Consider the following 18352-nt stretch of genomic DNA (forward strand, 5'->3'; position numbering starts at 1 on the left):
ACGGAGTTGGCGGGGGGTGCGGTCGGTCGACAAGACTGATCGGATGAGCAGCACGCCCCGCGGTCTCGCCGCGCTGGCCGGGATCACCGCCGCCGCCGTCGCCATCGGCGCCGCCGAACCGGTGGCGGTCCTCACCGGGCCCCGGTCCGCACCCCTGATCGCCGTCGGTGGGCTCGTCGTGGACGTCGTCCCCGAGCCGGTGAAGCAGTTCGCCATCGACGTCTTCGGGACGTACGACAAGATCGCCCTGCTGGTCGGGACGGCGCTGCTGCTGGCCGCGACAGCCGCGCTGCTCGGCCTGCTCGCCGTCCGCCGGCTGTGGATCGGGCTGGCCGGCATCGCGGCCTTCACCGCCCTCGGAGTGGCCGCCGCGCTGACCCGGGCCGGCGCGGACGCCGCCGACGCGCTGCCGGCGTTGGTCGGCGGCGGGCTGGGCGCGTTGGCGCTCTGGGCGTTCCTGGCCGGGCCGCTTGAGGTCGACCCGTGGCCCTGGACCCCGCCGCAGCCCCCGCCGGCGTCGGCCGTGGACACGCCCGGCCCGGACCCGACCACGGTTCCGCCCTCATCCGGCGGTGCTGCGCCGGGCCCCGGCGTGACCGGACCGCCGCCCGGGTGGGAGCCGCTGGAGCAGACCGACCCCGAGTCGCGGCGGCGGTTCCTGCGCGGGGTGGGCGTGCTGGCCGGCGCGGCCACGGTGGCCGGGCTGGGCGGGCACTGGCTGGCCGGCCGTCGGGGGGTGTCGGCGGCCCGCGAGGCGGTCGCGTTGCCCGCCCCGGTCTCCGCCGCCCCGGCGGTCCCGGCCGGCGCGGACCTGTCGCTGGCGCAGCTCGCCCCCTACACCACTCCGACCGGCGGTTTCTACCGGATCGACACCGCCCTCGTGGTCCCGCAGGTGGACCCGCAGACCTGGCGGCTGCGCATCCACGGGCGGGTACGCAACCCGATCGAGCTGAGCTTCGCCGACCTGCTCGCCCGGCCGATGGTCGAGCGGTACGTCACCCTGGCCTGCGTCTCCAACGAGGTGGGCGGGGACCTGATCGGCAACGCCCGGTGGCTGGGCGTGCCGATCCGGGAACTGCTCGACGAGGTGCAGCCGGAGGAGGGCGCGGACCAGGTGGTGGGGCGCTCGGTGGACGGCTGGACCTGCGGCACCCCGACCGCCGTGCTGCGCGACGGGCGGGACGCGCTGCTGGCGGTGGGGATGAACGGCGAACCGCTGCCGGTCGAGCACGGCTTCCCGGTCCGGATGGTGGTTCCCGGCCTGTACGGCTACGTCTCGGCCTGCAAGTGGGTGACCGAGCTGGAGCTGACCAGCTTCGCCGACTTCGACGCGTACTGGGTGCCCCGGGGCTGGTCGGCGCAGGGGCCGGTGAAGACGCAGTCGCGGATCGACACGCCCCGCCCGCGCAACCGGATCATCGCCGGGCCGGTGGTGGTGGCCGGGGTGGCCTGGGCGCAGCACCGGGGCGTCAGCCGCGTCGAGGTACGCGTCGACGGCGGGCCGTGGCGGGACGCGACGCTGGCCCCGACGGTGTCGGTGGACACCTGGGTGCAGTGGTCCTGGCGCTGGGACGCCACCCCCGGCGAGCACACCCTCCAGGTGCGGGCCACCGACGCCACCGGTGCGACGCAGACCGGGCGGGAGCAGCCGGTCGAGCCGGACGGCGCGACCGGCTGGCACACCGTGCGGGTGACGGTCCGCTGAGCCGCCGGCCCGGGCACCCGGCGACGCCTCGCCTCCGGGCACGCGCGACGCCTCGCCCCGCCGCACACGGCGACGCCGCGCCCCGAGGTCCGGGACGCGGCGTCGACGAGGTCTGGTCGGTCGGGATCAGGCGATCTTGCGCTGGTCCGGCATGGCGGACTTGTGCGGGCGGCCGAGGCGGGCCTCCAACCGGGCGATGTCGACCCGGGTCTGCCGGCGGTCGGCCAGGTCCTCCCAGCCGAGGGCGAGCAGCCGCAGCCGCTCCGCCTCGCTGAAGCCGCCCCACACCCCGTACGGCTCGCGGACGGAGAGCGCGTGGGCGGCGCACTCGGCCCGGACCGGGCAGGCGCGGCAGACGGCCTTGGCGCCGGACTCGCGGCGCAGCCGCGAGGAGCCACGCTCGCCGTCCGGGTGGAAGAACTGGGCGCTGTCGCGGCCTCGGCAGGCGCCGAGACGCTGCCAGTCCCAGAGGTCGACGATGGGTCCGGGCAGTCTACGTACGTTCGACATCAGCACCCCTCCTCCCGCGCGGCACCGCGGAGGTTCTCGTTCGCATCCGGCGTCCGGGCGGCGGTCCGCGCGGGCGCACCGTTTCCGGCCTGGCGTCTCGGTACCCGACCTTTCCCCGACTCACACGTCTGTGATCGAAAACCTCGGACAAGTCGCGGCATATGCCCCAGATGTCGGAAAAGTTCGGAGGATTGCCTGGAACCTCCTCCCCGGCGCACCCGGCCATGGTCTGCTCTCTGCGGAGAGGAGACCACAGTGCGTACCGTTCTCGTCTGCGTACGAACACCGCTCGCCGCGCAGCAGTTGACCTCGGCGGCCGCTCGGCTCGGCCTGGCCTCGGTCGTGCGGACGGCCGTCTCCGATCCGGAGGTGATGCTGCGGCTCTCCGAGCGCCCGGTCGACGTCGTGCTCGCCGACACCGCCCTCACCCGACCCGACAGCGCCGGCTTCGTCCGCCGGGTGCTGGCCCGCGCGCCGCAGGCCGACGTGCTGCTGCTCGGCACGGAGGAGTCCGAGGCCGCGGCGGCCACCATCAGCGCCGGCGCCCGTGGGCTGATCCAGGGCGCCGACCACGACCTGACCAGCGCGGTGGCCAAGGCCCTGCTGCTGCTCTCCGGGCCCGGGCGGCCCGCCCGCAACCGGGTGACCGACCCGGCACGGGACACCGCCGCGGTCGGCGCGCCGCCCCGGCCGGCCGGCGGTCGTACTCCGAACAAGCCGGGGCCGGGCTGGTCCGCGCCGGGCGAGCCGGGCGCCGCCCCGACGGTGGTGCCGGTGCAGCGTGGTGACGACGAGGTGGAGGCGGAGACCGCCGAGGCGGAGACGCCGGTGCCGGCCGGTCAGCGGGGCGGGCAGGGCACGCGCGGTGGCCGGGGCACGGTCGGGCTGACCGAGCGCGAACTCCAGGTGCTGCTCGGCATGGCCGAGGGGAAGAGCAACGCCGAGATCGGGCGGGAGCTGTTCGTCTCGGAGGACACCGTCAAGACGCACGCCCGCCGGCTGTTCCGCAAGCTCGGCGCCCGGGACCGGGCGCACGCGGTGGCCGCCGGCTTCCGCGCCGGCCTGGTCGTCTGAGCGCACCGGCGCGAGCGTCGGGCTGGTCGTCGCGGGCCACCGGCGCGCGAGCCGGCCGGTCAGCCGTCGGCGGAGTCGTCCTCCTCGGTCCCCTCGGTCAGCGTGTCGTGCACGCCGTCGGCGTAGCCGCGCGCGTAGTCCCAGGTGACGTAGTGGTCCGGATCCGGGTCGTAGGCCGGCTCGTGCACCCGGGGGCGGCCGGAGTCCAGCAGGTGGCGCAGGTTGCCCCGGAGCAGGTCCCAGTCGAAGTAGTGCGGCTCCCGGCAGTCCTCGCACTCGATGACCAGCCCGCGCACCCCGATCGGCGCCAGCAGGGCCTGGTAGATCTCCAGGTCGGCCAGATCCTCCAGCACGTCCTGGCGTTCGACGTCGGTCAGCGGGTCGAGCTCGTCGTCGTCGCGAGGATCGTGCAGGCCGGCAGCCGGATCGGCCGGGTCGCCGTTGAACGGGTCGATGGGCTCGTCGTGCACCCCCTCACCGTAGTCCTCGGGGACCCGCGACGCCTGCCCCCGGTCCCGTCGCTGTGGCGTCGCCGACGCGCGCCGGCACCGCCGGGGGTCGTGCAGCTCAATGGGTACGATGAAACGACGTGCCGTCACGCCGGCGTGCGCCGGTGCCCGCGCGCCACCCCTCGCTGAAGCCCGTCCGAGCAGCTCAGGAGAGCAATCGTGGAAAATTCGCCCAGCACCGATCTTCCTGGTGGCGTCGACAACGGCGAGCTGGGTGGTCACCTGCCGGAGCTGCCGGCCGGTTCGGCGCGGGTGGTGCCACTCGGTCTGACCTTCGACGACGTGCTGCTCCAGCCGGGCGAGTCGGACGTGGTGCCCAGCCGGGTCAACACCCGCACCCGGCTCACCCGCAACGTCGAGCTGACCGTGCCGCTGCTCTCCAGCGCGATGGACACGGTCACCGAGGCGCGGATGGCGATCGCGATGGCCCGCCAGGGCGGCATCGGCGTGCTGCACCGCAACCTCTCCCTGGAGGACCAGGCGCTCCAGGTCGACCTGGTCAAGCGCTCCGAGTCCGGCATGATCACCAACCCGGTGACGGCCAGCCCGGACGACACCCTCCGCGAGGTGGACGAGCTCTGCGGCCGCTACCGCATCTCGGGCGTGCCGGTGGTCGACGGCGAGGGGCAGTTGGTCGGCATCGTCACCAACCGCGACATGCGCTTCGTCTCCGACCCGGCCACCCCGGTGCACGCGATCATGACCCGGACGCCGCTGGTCACCGCCCCGGTCGGGGTGAGCAAGGACGACGCGCTGGCCCTGCTGCGCCAGCACAAGGTGGAGAAGCTGCCGATCGTCGACGGCGCCGGCAAGCTGCGCGGGCTGATCACCGTCAAGGACTTCACCAAGAGCGAGCAGTACCCGAACGCCACCAAGGACGAGGCGGGCCGGCTCCGGGTCGCCGCCGCGGTGGGCGTCGGCGAGGACGCCTACAAGCGGGCCCGGACGCTGGTCGACGCGGGCGTCGACGTGCTGATCGTGGACACCGCGCACGGCCACCAGCGGGCCGTGCTGGACATGGTCGCCCGGCTCAAGTCCGACGTCCGCATCGACATCGTCGGCGGCAACGTCGCCACGTACGCCGGAGCGAAGGCGCTGGTCGACGCGGGCGCCGACGGTGTCAAGGTCGGCGTGGGCCCGGGCGCGATCTGCACCACCCGGATCGTCGCCGGGGTGGGCGTACCCCAGATCACCGCGATCATGGAGGCGGCGCGGGCCGCGCGGCCGGCCGGCGTACCGGTGATCGGCGACGGCGGCATCCAGTACTCCGGCGACATCGCCAAGGCCCTGGTGGCCGGCGCCGACACGGTGATGCTCGGCAGCCTGCTGGCCGGCTGCGAGGAGAGCCCGGGCGAGCTGATCTTCATCAACGGCAAGCAGTACAAGGCGTACCGGGGGATGGGGTCGCTCGGCGCGATGCAGTCCCGCGGCCAGGCCAAGTCCTACTCCAAGGACCGCTACTTCCAGCAGGACGTGCTCGCCGAGGACAAGCTCGTCCCCGAGGGCGTCGAGGGCCAGGTGCCCTACCGGGGGCCGCTCTCCGCGGTCGCCCACCAGCTCATCGGCGGGCTGCGCGCCGCGATGGGGTACGTCGGCGCGGAGAGCATCCCCGAGCTGCACCGGCGCGGCCAGCTGATCCGGATCACCGCGGCCGGGCTCAAGGAGAGCCACCCGCACGACATCCAGATGACCGTCGAGGCGCCCAACTACCACTCCCGCTGATCCATCCCCCGAGACATCTGGAGTCCTCATGCGTGACGTGGTCGAGATCGGGCTGGGCAAGACCGCGCAGCGCGGCTACCACCTGGACGACATCGCCATCGTGCCGAGCCGCCGGACCCGGGACGTCGACGACGTCTCCACCGGCTGGCAGCTCGACGCGTACCAGTTCGGCATCCCCTGCGTCGGGCACCCCTCGGACGCCACGATGAGCCCGGCCTCGGCGGTGCGGCTCGGCCAGCTCGGCGGGCTCGGCGTGCTCAACGTCGAGGGCCTCTGGACCCGGTACGAGAACCCGACCAAGGTGCTGGAGGAGTTGGCCGGCCTCGGCGAGGACGCCCGCGCCACCAAGCGGCTCCAGGAGGTCTACTCCGAGCCGATCCGCCCGGACCTCATCGCCGAGCGGGTCCGCGAGCTGCGTGACGGTGGCGGCACGGTGGCCGTCCGGGTCTCGCCGCAGCACACCCTGGCGCTGGCCCCGGTGATCCTCGACGCCGGGGTGGACATCCTCGTCATCCAGGGCACCATCGTCTCGGCCGAGCACGTCTCCACCACGGACGAGCCGCTGAACCTCAAGGAGTTCATCGCCGACCTCGACCTGCCGGTGGTCGTCGGTGGCTGCACCGACTACAAGACGGCGCTGCACCTGATGCGCACCGGCGCGGCCGGCGTGATCGTCGGCATCGGCGGCGACGACTGGTCCACCACCGAGTCGGTGCTCGGCATCCGGGTGCCGATGGCCACCGCCATCGCCGACGCCGCCGCGGCCCGCCGCGACTACCTGGACGAGACCGGCGGCCGGTACGTGCACCTGATCGCCGACGGGGACATCCAGACCTCCGGCGACATCGCCAAGGCGCTCGGCTGCGGCGCGGACGCGGTGATGCTCGGCGAGCCGCTGTCGCTCTGCGAGGAGGCCCCGGCCGGCGGCGCCTGGTGGCACTCGGCCGCCAGCCACCCGTCGTTGCCGCGCGGCGCGTTCGAGGTCGCCGGTGAGCCGCTCGGCTCGATGGAACGCCTGCTCTTCGGCCCGGCCGACGAGCCGGACGGCCAGCTCAACCTCTTCGGCGGGCTGCGCCGGGCGATGGCCAAGTGCGGCTACCGCGACCTCAAGGAGTTCCAGAAGGTCGGCCTGGTCCTGGACCGCTGACCTCCGACGATCCCACCCCGACGCACCGGTCGCGCCGATAGGCTCGGCCGGTGCGTCGCGTTCCCCGCCGGATCCGGCCGGCTCTCGCCGTGGCCGTCACGGCGGCGGCGGTGCTCATCGGCTGCACCGGTCCGGGCGACGACCACGCGTTCCGGCCCGGCGCGGCCGACGCCGGTGACCCGTACGTCCCCGGGCGGGGCAACGGCGGGTACGACGTGCAGGCGTACCGGCTGCGGGTGCGCTACGACCCGGCCACCGACCGGCTGACCGGGCGGGCGAGCGTCACCGCCACCGCCACCGCGCCGCTGTCCCGGTTCAACCTGGACCTGATCGGGCTGGACGTCTCCGAGGTCACCGTCGCCGGGGTGGCGGCCACGCACCGCCGCGACGGCGACGAACTGGTGGTCACCCCGGCGCGCGGGCTGCCGCGGGGCGCCGGCTTCACGGTCGAGGTCGCCTACGCCGGGGTGCCGACCGCCGTCCGCGACGGCGAGCTGGGCAGCGGCGGCTGGCTGCACACCGCCGACGGGGCGATCGCGCTGGGCCAGCCGGAGTCGGCGGCCACCTGGTTCCCGGTCAACGACCACCCGTCGGACAAGGCCCGCTACGACGTCGAGGTGACCGTCCCGGACGGGACCGAGGCGTTGGGCAACGGCGTGCCGGGGGAGCGGACGAGCGCGGACGGGTGGACGACCTGGCGCTGGCGCGAGGACGTGCCGATGGCCAGCTACCTGAGCACCCTGGTCATCGGCGACTACCGGGTGACGACCGGCGTCCACGCCGGCCGGCCGATGGTCACCGCGATCGCGGCGAGACTGCCGGCGGACGGTCCCGCCGCCCAATCCATCGCCCGCACCGGGGAGATCGCCGACTTCCTCGCCGAGCGCTTCGGGCCGTACCCGTTCGCCTCGTACGGGGGGATCGCGGTCGCCGACGACCGGATCGGGTACGCGCTGGAGACGCAGTCCCGGCCGGTCTACGGGCCGGGCTTCTTCCGTGCCGGCCGGCCGAACCCGTCCGTGGTCGTGCACGAGCTGGCCCACCAGTGGTTCGGCGACAGCGTCTCGGTGGCGCGCTGGCAGGACATCTGGCTCAACGAGGGCTTCGCCACGTACGCCGAGTGGCTCTGGGCGGAGCACGACGGCGGGCGGAGCGCGCAGCAGGCATTCGAGGCCCGGTACGCGGTCACCGACTGGTCGAAGCCGTCGGTCGACCCGGGCCGGGCGCAGATGTTCGGCGACGGCGTCTACCAGCGGGGCGCCCTCGCGGTGCACGCGCTGCGCCGCACCGTCGGCGACGAGACCTTCTTCCGCCTGCTGCGCGGCTGGACCGCCGAGCGGCGCGACCGTAGCGTCACCACCGAGGACTTCGTCGGGTACGCCGAGCGGGTCGCCGGCACGCCGCTGCGCCCGCTGCTCGACGCCTGGCTCGCCGGGGCCACCGCGCCGGCCCTGCCGTGACGCGGCGGTGATCGTCGGTCGGTAGGCTGCCGCGGACGGCACGGGGAGGTGGCGGTGACCACAGCGCGGACGCGGCGCGGCATCGGTCTGCTGGTGGTCGCGGCCCTCGGGCTCGGCGCGTGCGGCACCGACGCGGAGCCCCAACGTCGGGCCGAGGCCGGCCCGACGCCGACGGCGCGGGAGTTCCGGCCCGGCGCGGCCGGCGTCGGCGACACCTACTTCCCGACGTACGGCAACGGCGGCTACGACGTCGGCCGGTACACGGTGAAGGTCCGCTACGACCCGGCGACCGACCGGCTCACCGGCACCACCACCGTGCAGGCGACGGCGACGGCCGACCTGTCCGCGTTCCACCTCGACCTGGCCGGGCTGACGGTGCGGAAGGTGACCGTGGACGGCGTGCCGGCCCGGCACGAACGCGCCGACGACGAACTGGTGGTCACCCCGGCCGCCGGGTTGATGTCCGGCAACGGGTTCACCGCCGAGATCGTCTACGACGGCGAGCCGGAGCCGCTGGACACCGACGTGCTCGGTGCGGGCGGCTGGCTGCACACCGGCGACGGCGCGATCGCGCTCGGCCAGCCGGAGTCGGCGAGCACCTGGTTCCCGGTCAACGACCACCCTTCCGACAAGGCCGCCTACGACGTCGAGATCACCGTCCCGAAGGGACTGGCGGCGATCAGCAACGGGGTGCCGAAGGGCAGGAGCGACAAGGGCGGCTGGACCACCTGGAAGTGGTCCGAGGCCGCGCCGATGGCCAGTTACCTGAGCACGGTGGTGATCGGGGAGTACCGGGTGAAGACCGGTGAGCACAAGGGACGGCCGGTGCTCACCGCGGTCAGCACCCGGCTGGGCGAGGGCGCCGCGGACGCCTCGCTGGCCCGCACCACCGAGGTCGCCGACTACCTGGAGAGCGTCTTCGGGCCGTACCCGTTCGCCGCGTACGGCGGGGTGGTCGTCGCCGACGACCGGATCCGGTACGCGCTGGAGACGCAGAGCCGCCCGGTCTACTCCGCCGGCTTCTTCTCCGGCGGGGAGAACACCGGCGTGGTCACCCACGAACTGGCCCATCAGTGGTTCGGCAACAGTGTCTCGCTGGCCCGTTGGGAGGACATCTGGCTCAACGAGGGGCTGGCCACGTACGCCGAGTGGCTCTGGGCCGAGCACCGGGGCGCCGGCACCGCGCAGGCCGCCTTCGACCGGCGCTACGCCGGCTCGTCCAGCCGCCTCTGGCGGACGCCGCCGGGCAGGCCCGGCAAGGAGAACCTGTTCAGCGAGTCGGTCTACCAGCGGGGCGGGATGACCGTGCACGCGCTGCGGTTGGCGGTCGGCGACAAGGCGTTCTTCGAGATCCTGAAGACCTGGGCGGCGGAGAAGCGCAACGGCAACGCCACCACCGAGGAGTTCGTCGCGCACGCCGAGCGGGTCTCCGGCAAGCAGTTGGACAAGCTCTTCGACGCCTGGCTCTTCGGCAGCGAACGCCCGCCGGCCCCGCAACGCCTCCAGGGTTCCTGAGTCGTTGATCCGCCGTCCCGACAGCGCGCTGTCGGGACGGGTCGGCCGTTCGCCCCGGCCTGGCGGAGTCGACCGTCGGGCCGCACCCACGTCACCGCCCTCGGCTGTCGGGCCGCGCCCCGGTCACCGCTCTCGACGCCGCTCGGTGTCCACACGTGCGTCGCCACGGCGAAAATTTCTTACCTAGTTCTCACCGTTGTAAATATTTATCGTCATCACCATACTGGTCGGCAGGTGCGCGGACAGCCGGCGGACCCACCCGCCGTCCGGCCGCGCACCGACGACGTGGCGTGCCCCGACGCCGCGCACCCCCCCGTCCCGCAAGGAGCACGCATGTCCTCCAGAGCCCGCCGGGCGCTCACCTGGCTCGGCGCGGCGGTGCTCACCGCCGTCGCCGTCCTGGTCGGCCCGACCGCCGCGCAGGCCGCCACCCCCGCCTGGCCCACTCTCGGCGCCGGCACCTCCGGCGCCAATGTCGCCTCCGCCCAGTTCCTGCTCCGCCACCACGGTGCGACGCTGAGCGTGGACGGCTACTACAGCTCGGGCACCGCCTCGGCGGTGAGTTCCTTCCAGTCCGCGAACGGGCTGGTCAACGACGGTGTCGTCGGCCCCCTGACCTGGGGCAAGCTCCAGGTCACCCTGGACGTCGGCGCCAACAACAACGCCGTCCGCGCGTTGCAGACCGCGCTCAACAAGTACGGCCACGGTCTCACCGTCGACGGTGCGTGGGGCACGGCCACCACCAACGCCGTGACCAGCTTCAAGTCCAGTCGCGGCCTCACCGGCGGCACCACCGTCGGCGCGACCACCTGGCAGTGGTTGCTCGGTGGCGGCGGGGGCGGCGGCAACTACAGCCTGATCATCGGTAGGCACGTCCTGCCCCGCAGCGAGTACGACGACCCGCACCACGACTACCCGGCGATCGACCTGCCGACCTGGACGGGCGTGACCACGTACGCGATCACCGCCGGCACGGTCACCCACGTCGGCGGGGGTTGCGGCTACGGCATCGGCATCACCGGCGACGACGGCGCGTACTACCAGTACTGCCACCTGTCGTCCCGGTCGGTCGCCTCCGGGGCGCGGGTCGGTGCCGGACAGCTCATCGGCTACACCGGCAACACCGGCAACAGCACCGGACCGCACCTGCATCTGGAGGTCCGGGTCAACGGCGGCAACCGCTGCCCGCAGTCGATGCTGCTCGCCCTCTACGACGGCGGATCCGTTCCCGCCCCGTCGTCGCTGCCCGCCACCGGCTGCACCTACTGACGGACGGCGACGGGGCCGGGTGGGCGCTCCACCCGGCCCCGTCGTGCGTCGCACCGGACCGGTGGACCGACGAGTCGGGACACTAGGCCTTCACCCGCAGCTCCGGGTGGGCGGCGAGGAACGTCTCGACGTCGCCGGCCTTCAGCGCGGTCAGGAACTCCCGGCCCACCGGCTTGAGCTGTTCGCCCTTGTACGCGCTGCCCTTGCCCACCCCGGTGCCGGGGAGCGCGACCAGGCTGATCCGGTCGACGCTCATCCCGCCGAGGGCGTACGCGAAGTCGACGATCCGGGGGCCGCCCGCGTAGCTGAGGGTGTCGCCGAGCGCCGCGACCACCTGCTCGACCCGGTCCGGCTGACGGGCCAGGTCCTCGTCGAGGATCTTGGTGACCAGCCCTCTGATGAGCTGCTGCTGGTGGCGTTGCCGGGCGTAGTCGCCGCCGGTGAGGTAGCGCTGCCGGGCGTAGTCCAGCGCCTGCCAGCCGTTGAGGTGCCGCTCGCCCTGCTCGTAGACCATCTGCGGCCCGACGTAGCCGCCGCCGGAGGGGGCGGGGTCGCGGTGCTTGCCGTCCGGCCTGCGGTGGATCGAGACCACCCGCTGGTCGACGTAGATGTCCACCCCGCCGAGGGTGTCGACCAGCCGGTCGAAGCCGGCGAAGGTGATCACCGCCCCGGCGTCGATGCGCAGCCCGGTGTAGCCGGTGACCGTGCTGCGCAGCAGCTCGTACCCCTGCGGGGTGCTCGGCTGTTTCGGTCTGCCGGGCACCCGGCTGCCGTAGGTCATCGCCTGGGTGAGCTTCGTCCGCCCGCCCCGGTAGCCGGACGGCGGGTAGGCCGGGATGTCCACCAGCAGGTCGCGGGGGAGGGAGAAGAGGTACGCCCGGTCCAGCCCGGCCGGCACGTGCAGCATCAGGACCGAGTCGGCGTGCGGCTCCCAGCCGGGGACGCTGACCCGGGTGTCGACCCCGACGAGGAGCAGGTTGAGCGGGCCGGTGATCCCCGCGCCCGGCGGGGCGGTCGGGCTCGGCGTGGCCGAGGCGGTCGGCGCGGCCGTCGGGGCGCTCGGCGCGGACGGGCGCTGCGCCTGCTCGTCGCCGACCAGCCGGATCGTCACCAGCGCGCCGGCCACCAGCACGACGGCCGCGACGAGGACGGCCGGCAGCACCCACCGTCGTCGGGCCGCCCCTGTCGGCTGAGTCATCCGCGACACCCCCGTCTGCACAACGCCCCGACACCGACCCCGGGTTGCGGCCCGCAGCCACCGGATCGGCCGGCCGCCCAGCATGATCGCGCGAAAACCGGCACTGGCGCGATGGCTACCGGCCGGTAATGATGCGTCCATGCAGTACGACGTGGTCGTCATCGGTTCGGGCTTCGGCGGCAGTGTGACCGCGCTCCGGCTGGCCGAGAAGGGTTACCGGGTCGGTGTGCTGGAGGCCGGACGGCGCTTCGCCGACGACGAGTTCCCGGAGACGTCCTGGCGGTTGCGGCGCTTCCTCTGGGCCCCGAGGTTCGGCTGCTTCGGCCTGCAACGCATCACCCTGCTCCGCTCGGCCGACCGGAAGGCCGGCGGTGGGGTGCTGGTGCTCTCCGGGGCCGGGGTGGGCGGCGGCTCGCTGGTCTACGCCAACACCCTCTACGAGCCCCTCGCCGCCTTCTACGACGACCCGCAGTGGCGGGGCATCACCGACTGGCGCGACGAGCTGGCCCGCCACTACGACCAGGCCAAGCGGATGCTCGGCGTCACCACGTACCCGCTCAGCACCGGCGCGGACCGGGCGATGCGGGCGGTGGCCGAACGGATGGGGGTGGGGCACACCTTCCACGCCACCCCGGTCGGCGTGCACATCGGCCGGCCCGGCCAGCGGGTCGCCGACCCGTACTTCGGTGGCGTCGGCCCGGAGCGCACCGGCTGCAACCACTGCGGCTCGTGCATGACCGGCTGCCGGCACGGGGCGAAGAACACCCTGGTCAAGAACTACCTCTGGCTGGCCGAGCGGCTCGGCGTACAGGTCCACCCGCTGACCACGGTGACCGCCGTCCGGCCGGCGCCCGGCGGCGGGTACGAGGTGCACACCGAGCGGACCGGCGCCTGGCTGCGCAAGCGCCGTCAGGTCGTCCACGCCGATCAGGTGGTCTTCGGGGCCGGGGCGCTCGGCACCCAGCGGCTGCTGCACGCGATGAAGGCGACCGGGGCGCTGCCGGCGCTGTCGCCGCGCCTCGGCGAGCTGACCCGGACGAACTCCGAGGCGATCCTCGGCGCGTCGGTCGGGCCGCGCCAGGCCCGCTCCCGTGGCCTCGACTTCACCGAGGGGGTGGCGATCACCAGTTCGTTCCACCCCGATCCGCAGACCCACGTCGAGCCGGTCCGGTACGGGCGGGGCTCGAACGCGATGGGGCTGCTCCAGTCGCTGCTGGTCGACGGCGGGCCGCGCCGGGTCCGGCGCTGGCTGGGCAGCATCGTCCGGCAGCCCGGGACGGCCGCCCGGATGCTCTCCGTCCGGCGCTGGTCGGAGCGGACGGTGATCGCCCTGGTCATGCAGTCGGTCGACAACTCGCTGACCACCCGGTTCCGTCGTGGCCCGTTCGGCCGCCGGCTGGTCTCCGGCCCGGGTCACGGCGCGCCGAACCCGACCTGGATCCCGGCCGGCAACCAGGCGGTCCGGCTGCTCGCCGAGGAGATCGGTGGTACGCCGGGTGGCGCGCTGACCGAGCCGTTCAACATCCCGATGACCGCGCACATCCTCGGCGGGGCGGTGATCGGCGCGTCCCCGGCCGACGGGGTGATCGACCCGTGGCACCGCGTCTACGGCCACCCGGGCCTGCACGTGGTCGACGGCGCGGCGGTCTCGGCGAACCTCGGGGTGAACCCGTCGCTGACGATCACCGCGCAGGCGGAGCGGGCGATGTCGTACTGGCCGAACAAGGGTGAGGACGATCCCCGTCCGCCGCTCGGTGAGGCGTACCGGCGGGTGGCTCCGGTCCCGCCGCGCCGACCCGCGGTGCCGGCGGACGCTCCGGGGGCGTTGCGCTGACCGGTCCGGCCGGTCAGCCCCGCGGGTTCGACGGGTGCCGGGGCCGGGCCCGCCGGTCCATCCAGGCCACCAGCGCGGAGTGCGGAACGGTGAGCGCCGCCAGCACGGCGACGGTGGCGGGCAGCAGGTCGACGGGTCGGCCCGGTGCCACGGTCAGCGCCGCCAGGGCGGTGACCGCGGCACCGGTGGGCAGGGCCGCCCGCCGGGCGAAGCGACGCAGTGGCGGCCCGAGTCGGCCGGCGGCCAGGTCGGCGCGGTTGCCGGGGTCGCCGTGCAGCAGCCGGGCCACGTGCCGGGCCGAGTGCCAGGTGGCGAAGTAGACACCGATCGCCAGCGCGGGCGGCACGGCGGCGAACAGGCCGAGCAGGAGGACCGGTTCGGCGGCGTCGGCCCGCCGGCCCGCCCGTACGTCCCGCAGCACCGTCCGTGCGACGGCGGCCAGCAGGCAGACCGCTGCCAGGGCCCGCACCTCGACGGTGAGCAGCTCCGGCACGCCCGGGGCCACCGCGGCGAACAACGGGTCCACCGCGTCTGGCCAGAGCAGCAGGGGCACCAGCACCGGCGGTCCGCCCCGGGCCAGCACCCCGGACACCGGCTGACGAACGGGTCGTCCGTCCCGTTCGGCGTGGAACGCCTCGTCGGCGGCCCCGAAGTGGGCGACGGACAGGGCGAGGAAGCCGATCAGCGCGGGGGCCGGCGCGGCACGGAACACCACCAGGGCGGCCCCGGCGAGGGCCGCGTAGCCGAGCGGCACGGCCAGCCGGGCGGCCGGCGGACGGGCCCGGGCCGACAGCCAGGCGGGGACCAGGTGGTCGACCGCCCCGTGCGGCAGGCCGAGCAGCAGCCCGGCGAGGAGGTACGCCGGGGAGGCCCCGACGTCGTGGCGGTGCAGCACCGGCGCCAGGACCAGCAGGGCGACGGCGGGCAGCAGCGACGTGCCGCCGACCAGGACCAGCACCGGGCCGCCCGGGTGCGGGGGCGGCCGGGTCCGCCGCCCGGCCGCAGGTCGAGTCGAAGGTCCGGGTGTGCCGGCTGCCGCCGGGCCGGTGCCGTCGATGCTCGGGGTACCGGCCGGGACCGTCACGGACGGTCCCCGAGCGGGAGCTCACCCCGGACGCTGAGCGCCCGCAGCCGGCCCAGGTCGACGATGCTCCAGCCCACCTTCGACGCGACCGACAGCGCGACGAACAGGCCGCTGACGACGGCGGCCCCGAGCAGTCCGACGCCGGAGGGTCCGAGGAGCCAGAACAGCGGGTACCCCAGCCATAGCACGCTGAGCAGCGCGGCGGCTTCCCGGTACGTGTGGTAGAGCCCGTCCGGCTGGCGGCGGGCGACGGCCCGCAGCGGCCCCCAGATCAGGGCGAGGACGACGAGCAGGCACAGGCTGCCGAGACCGAAGAGCAGGTACCGGGCCCACCGGTCGGCGGTGAGGTCGGCGAGGAAGCCGCTGAGGAGCATGGCGACGTTCGTGCCGACGAGCGCGGCCAGCAGGACGGGATGCCGTCCGGGCAGGGCGTGCGTCGCGGTGAGGGCCAGCGCGACCAGCAGCAGCGAGGCGGTGACCGTCCAGTCGACGTACCGCGCCCAGTAGATCGGGTGGTCCTCGCCTTCGGTCCGACCGCCGCCGAGGGCCATCACCGTGTACCAGAGCCCGGACCAGACCGGGATGGCGATCGCCACCCGGTACTCGATCCGGGGGACTCCCTTCGGATCGGCGTGCCAGCGGAGGAAGAGCAGTGCGCCGGCCGTCATCGCGGCCACGTAGAGCCACAGCCACCACACGTCGTCATCTCCTGCCCCGGTCGGCCGGACGCGCCCGGCCGTGCGGCGAGCACCTGCGTGACCGCCCGGGTTCGGCGGATCACGGTCGTGCCGCTGTCGTCACCACCTACGGTAATCAGGTATTTCCTGGATCAACGGGGCAAACGCGGTGTTGCCCGGCGAACGATGAGGAGAGACGTGAACTTCGAGAACACGTTCGCGTACAACGTGGACCAGTTCACCCTGGTCTCCCACGTCCTGAGCCTGGGGTTCGCCGTGATGGCCGCCGGGCTGGTCTACTTCCTGGTCACCCGGAGCTCCCTGGCACCGAGGTACCAGTTCTCGTCGGTGCTCTCCGCCGTCGTGATGGTGTCGGCCTTCTTCGAGCTGTTCCTGCTCTACCAACGGTGGGTGGGGGCCTTCCGGTGGGACGGCACCGCCTTCGTCCAGTCGGACACCCTCTTCTCCAACGGCTACCGGTACGTCAACTGGTCGGTGGACGTGCCGGTGCTGCTGATCCAGCTGCTGGTCGTCATGGGGGTGACCGGCCGCCGGTTCCACCAGGGTTGGGTGGCCTTCGTCGTCGGTGGGCTCGCCATGATCTACACCGGGTACGTGGGACAGTTCCACGAGGTCGAGCGCGACGCGCCGTACTGGGTGTGGGGTCTGGTGAGCACCGGCTTCTTCGTGCTGCTGCTCGTCCTGGTGGCCCGGATCATCTTCGGCAACCTGCCCCGGCTGCCCGAGTCGGCCCGGGGAACGGCCCGGGCGGTGTGGTGGGTGGTGCTCGTCTCCTGGCTGCTCTACCCGGGCGCGTACCTGATGCCCGCCCTGTGGGACTCGGCCGACGGTGTGGTGGCCCGACAGATCACCTACACCGTGGCCGACGTCACCTCGAAGGTGGTCTACGGGGTGCTCCTCGGGATCATCGCGCGCCGGGTCAGCGCCGTCGAGGGGTACGCCCCCGCGATCGACGACGAGGTGGCGCTGCCTCGCGGCGGCATCACGGACGCCGGGGGAGTCACCGACCGTGGCGGACGGGACGGCCGCCGTGGGCGGCCCGGTCACGGTCGGTAGGATTCTCCACCATGAGCACGCCTCGCCCCGTCCTCGTGGTGGACTTCGGAGCCCAGTACGCCCAGCTCATCGCGCGCCGGGTGCGCGAGGCGAAGGTCTATTCGGAGATCGTCCCGCACTCGATGCCGGTCGAGGAGATGCTGGCGAAGAAGCCGGCCGCGATCATCCTCTCCGGCGGCCCGTCCAGCGTCTACGCCCCGGGCGCTCCCCGGATCGACGCCGGCATGTTCACGGCGGACGTGCCGGTCTTCGGCATCTGCTACGGCTTCCAGGCGATGGCCCAGGCACTCGGCGGCACGGTCGCGAGGACCGGCAACCGCGAGTACGGCGGGACTCCGCTGCGCGCCCGCGTCGACGCCGGTGTGCTGCTCCGCGGGCTCCCCGACGACCTGCCGGTCTGGATGAGCCACGGCGACTGTGTGACCGAGGCTCCCGAGGGCTTCACGGTCACCGCCGAGTCGGCGGGCGCGCCGGTCGCCGCCTTCGAGGACCTGGTCGGCCGGCGGGCCGGCGTGCAGTTCCACCCCGAGGTCGGGCACACCGCGCACGGCCAGGAGATGCTCAAGCGCTTCCTCTACGACATCGCCGGCATCGAGCCGGCCTGGACGCCCGAGAACATCATCGACGAGCAGGTCGCCCGGATCCGGGAGCAGGTCGGTGACAAGGAGGTCATCTGTGGCCTCTCCGGCGGCGTGGACTCCGCGGTCGCCGCCGCGCTGGTGCACAAGGCGGTCGGTGACCAGCTCACCTGCGTCTTCGTCGACCACGGCCTGCTGCGCGCCGGCGAGGCCGAGCAGGTGGAGAAGGACTACGTCGCGGCCACCGGCATCAAGCTGAAGGTGGTCGACGCCCAGGAGCGCTTCCTCGGCGCGCTGGCCGGGGTGACCGACCCGGAGCAGAAGCGCAAGATCATCGGCCGGGAGTTCATCCGGGTCTTCGAGGCCGCCGCCCGGGAGATCGCCTCGCACGGCGACGTCGAGTTCCTGGTGCAGGGCACCCTCTACCCGGACGTGGTGGAGTCCGGCGGCGGCACCGGCACCGCCAACATCAAGAGCCACCACAACGTCGGCGGCCTCCCGGAGGACCTGAAGTTCGCCCTGGTCGAGCCGCTGCGCACGCTCTTCAAGGACGAGGTCCGCGCGCTCGGTCTGGAGTTGGGCCTGCCCGAGGCGATGGTCTGGCGGCACCCGTTCCCGGGTCCGGGCCTGGCCATCCGGATCATCGGCGCGGTCGACCGGGAGCGGCTGGACCTGCTCCGCAAGGCCGACCTGATCGCCCGGGAGGAGCTGAGCAACGCCGGCCTGGACCGGGGTGTCTGGCAGTTCCCGGTGGTGCTCCTGGCCGACGTGCGCAGCGTCGGGGTGCAGGGTGACGGGCGCAGCTACGGGCATCCCGTGGTGCTGCGCCCGGTCTCCAGCGAGGACGCGATGACCGCCGACTGGTCCCGGCTGCCCTACGAGGTGGTCGCCCGGATCTCCACCCGGATCACCAACGAGGTCGCCGAGGTCAACCGGGTGGTCCTGGACGTGACCAGCAAGCCGCCGGGCACCATCGAGTGGGAGTGAGCCCGA

15 protein-coding genes are annotated in these 18352 nt (G+C 73.7%); 10 read left to right on the forward strand and 5 right to left on the reverse strand.

The features are described from left to right. Positions 1 to 43 precede the first annotated feature (43 nt). A complete protein-coding gene (locus ACPFP2_RS09050; RefSeq protein WP_424087909.1) occupies positions 44 to 1705 on the forward strand; it encodes a molybdopterin-dependent oxidoreductase in 1662 nt (553 codons plus the stop codon). A gap of 126 nt (positions 1706 to 1831) precedes the next feature. Here ACPFP2_RS09050 and ACPFP2_RS09055 read toward each other — a convergent pair whose 3' ends face one another. Then, positions 1832 to 2215: a WhiB family transcriptional regulator gene (locus tag ACPFP2_RS09055; protein ID WP_424087911.1), complete on the reverse strand. Its 384-nt coding sequence runs from the start codon at positions 2213 to 2215 to the stop codon at positions 1832 to 1834. Between the two features lie 255 nt (positions 2216 to 2470). On the opposite strand from ACPFP2_RS09055, the gene ACPFP2_RS09060 reads away from it, so the two are divergent. After that, complete coding sequence (locus ACPFP2_RS09060) at positions 2471 to 3289, forward strand: response regulator transcription factor (RefSeq protein WP_424087913.1); 819 nt, start codon at positions 2471 to 2473, stop codon at positions 3287 to 3289. Between the two features lie 59 nt (positions 3290 to 3348). Here the strand turns inward: ACPFP2_RS09060 and ACPFP2_RS09065 are convergent, their stop codons facing one another. After that, the gene (locus ACPFP2_RS09065) at positions 3349 to 3759 is read right to left on the reverse strand and encodes a DUF5319 domain-containing protein (RefSeq protein WP_424087915.1); all 411 of its coding nucleotides are present in this window, start codon (positions 3757 to 3759) and stop codon (positions 3349 to 3351) included. Positions 3760 to 3957: 198 nt separating this feature from the next. Here ACPFP2_RS09065 and guaB point away from each other — a divergent pair, with 198 nt between their 5' ends. The 5 genes from guaB (at position 3958) to ACPFP2_RS09090 (ending at position 10911) form a co-directional block, all read left to right on the forward strand. Further along, complete coding sequence (gene guaB, locus ACPFP2_RS09070; RefSeq protein WP_424087917.1) at positions 3958 to 5520, forward strand: IMP dehydrogenase; 1563 nt, start codon at positions 3958 to 3960, stop codon at positions 5518 to 5520. 28 nt (positions 5521 to 5548) lie between these two features. Next, complete coding sequence (locus ACPFP2_RS09075) at positions 5549 to 6667, forward strand: GuaB3 family IMP dehydrogenase-related protein (RefSeq protein WP_363873061.1); 1119 nt, start codon at positions 5549 to 5551, stop codon at positions 6665 to 6667. A 50-nt stretch (positions 6668 to 6717) separates the two neighbouring features. Continuing rightward, a complete protein-coding gene (locus ACPFP2_RS09080) occupies positions 6718 to 8127 on the forward strand; it encodes a M1 family metallopeptidase (protein ID WP_424087919.1) in 1410 nt (469 codons plus the stop codon). Positions 8128 to 8181: 54 nt separating this feature from the next. Beyond that, on the forward strand, positions 8182 to 9642 hold the full coding sequence (locus ACPFP2_RS09085) for a M1 family metallopeptidase (protein WP_424087921.1): 1461 nt from the start codon (positions 8182 to 8184) through the stop codon (positions 9640 to 9642). A gap of 333 nt (positions 9643 to 9975) precedes the next feature. Further along, a complete protein-coding gene (locus ACPFP2_RS09090) occupies positions 9976 to 10911 on the forward strand; it encodes a peptidoglycan-binding protein (RefSeq protein WP_424087923.1) in 936 nt (311 codons plus the stop codon). Positions 10912 to 10993: 82 nt separating this feature from the next. Here the strand turns inward: ACPFP2_RS09090 and ACPFP2_RS09095 are convergent, their stop codons facing one another. After that, complete coding sequence (locus tag ACPFP2_RS09095) at positions 10994 to 12109, reverse strand: LCP family protein (RefSeq protein ID WP_424087925.1); 1116 nt, start codon at positions 12107 to 12109, stop codon at positions 10994 to 10996. Positions 12110 to 12248: 139 nt separating this feature from the next. Here ACPFP2_RS09095 and ACPFP2_RS09100 point away from each other — a divergent pair, with 139 nt between their 5' ends. Continuing rightward, a complete protein-coding gene (locus ACPFP2_RS09100; protein ID WP_424087927.1) occupies positions 12249 to 13943 on the forward strand; it encodes an FAD-dependent oxidoreductase in 1695 nt (564 codons plus the stop codon). A 13-nt stretch (positions 13944 to 13956) separates the two neighbouring features. Here ACPFP2_RS09100 and ACPFP2_RS09105 read toward each other — a convergent pair whose 3' ends face one another. Continuing rightward, a complete protein-coding gene (locus ACPFP2_RS09105) occupies positions 13957 to 14901 on the reverse strand; it encodes a Brp/Blh family beta-carotene 15,15'-dioxygenase (RefSeq protein ID WP_424087929.1) in 945 nt (314 codons plus the stop codon). A 122-nt stretch (positions 14902 to 15023) separates the two neighbouring features. Beyond that, entirely contained in the window at positions 15024 to 15725 is a 702-nt protein-coding gene (locus ACPFP2_RS09110) for a bacteriorhodopsin (RefSeq protein WP_424087931.1), read from the reverse strand. A gap of 177 nt (positions 15726 to 15902) precedes the next feature. On the opposite strand from ACPFP2_RS09110, the gene ACPFP2_RS09115 reads away from it, so the two are divergent. Beyond that, positions 15903 to 16781, forward strand: a complete 879-nt coding sequence (locus tag ACPFP2_RS09115) for a bacteriorhodopsin (protein WP_424087932.1) — start codon at positions 15903 to 15905, stop codon at positions 16779 to 16781. 11 nt (positions 16782 to 16792) lie between these two features. After that, complete coding sequence (gene guaA / locus ACPFP2_RS09120) at positions 16793 to 18346, forward strand: glutamine-hydrolyzing GMP synthase (protein WP_424087934.1); 1554 nt, start codon at positions 16793 to 16795, stop codon at positions 18344 to 18346. Positions 18347 to 18352: the final 6 nt, after the last annotated feature.

The sequence above is a fragment of the Micromonospora citrea genome (assembly GCF_049629545.1).
Taxonomy (GTDB): domain Bacteria; phylum Actinomycetota; class Actinomycetes; order Mycobacteriales; family Micromonosporaceae; genus Micromonospora; species Micromonospora citrea_A.

Coding starts and splice junctions, on each gene's coding strand:
- ACPFP2_RS09050 (WP_424087909.1), top strand. CDS start 44: ATGAGCAGCACGCCCCGCGGTCTCGCCGCGCTGGCCGGGATCACCGCC.
- ACPFP2_RS09055 (WP_424087911.1), bottom strand. CDS start 2,215: ATGTCGAACGTACGTAGACTGCCCGGACCCATCGTCGACCTCTGGGAC.
- ACPFP2_RS09075 (WP_363873061.1), top strand. CDS start 5,549: ATGCGTGACGTGGTCGAGATCGGGCTGGGCAAGACCGCGCAGCGCGGC.
- ACPFP2_RS09090 (WP_424087923.1), top strand. CDS start 9,976: ATGTCCTCCAGAGCCCGCCGGGCGCTCACCTGGCTCGGCGCGGCGGTG.
- ACPFP2_RS09095 (WP_424087925.1), bottom strand. CDS start 12,109: ATGACTCAGCCGACAGGGGCGGCCCGACGACGGTGGGTGCTGCCGGCC.
- ACPFP2_RS09100 (WP_424087927.1), top strand. CDS start 12,249: ATGCAGTACGACGTGGTCGTCATCGGTTCGGGCTTCGGCGGCAGTGTG.
- guaA (WP_424087934.1), top strand. CDS start 16,793: ATGAGCACGCCTCGCCCCGTCCTCGTGGTGGACTTCGGAGCCCAGTAC.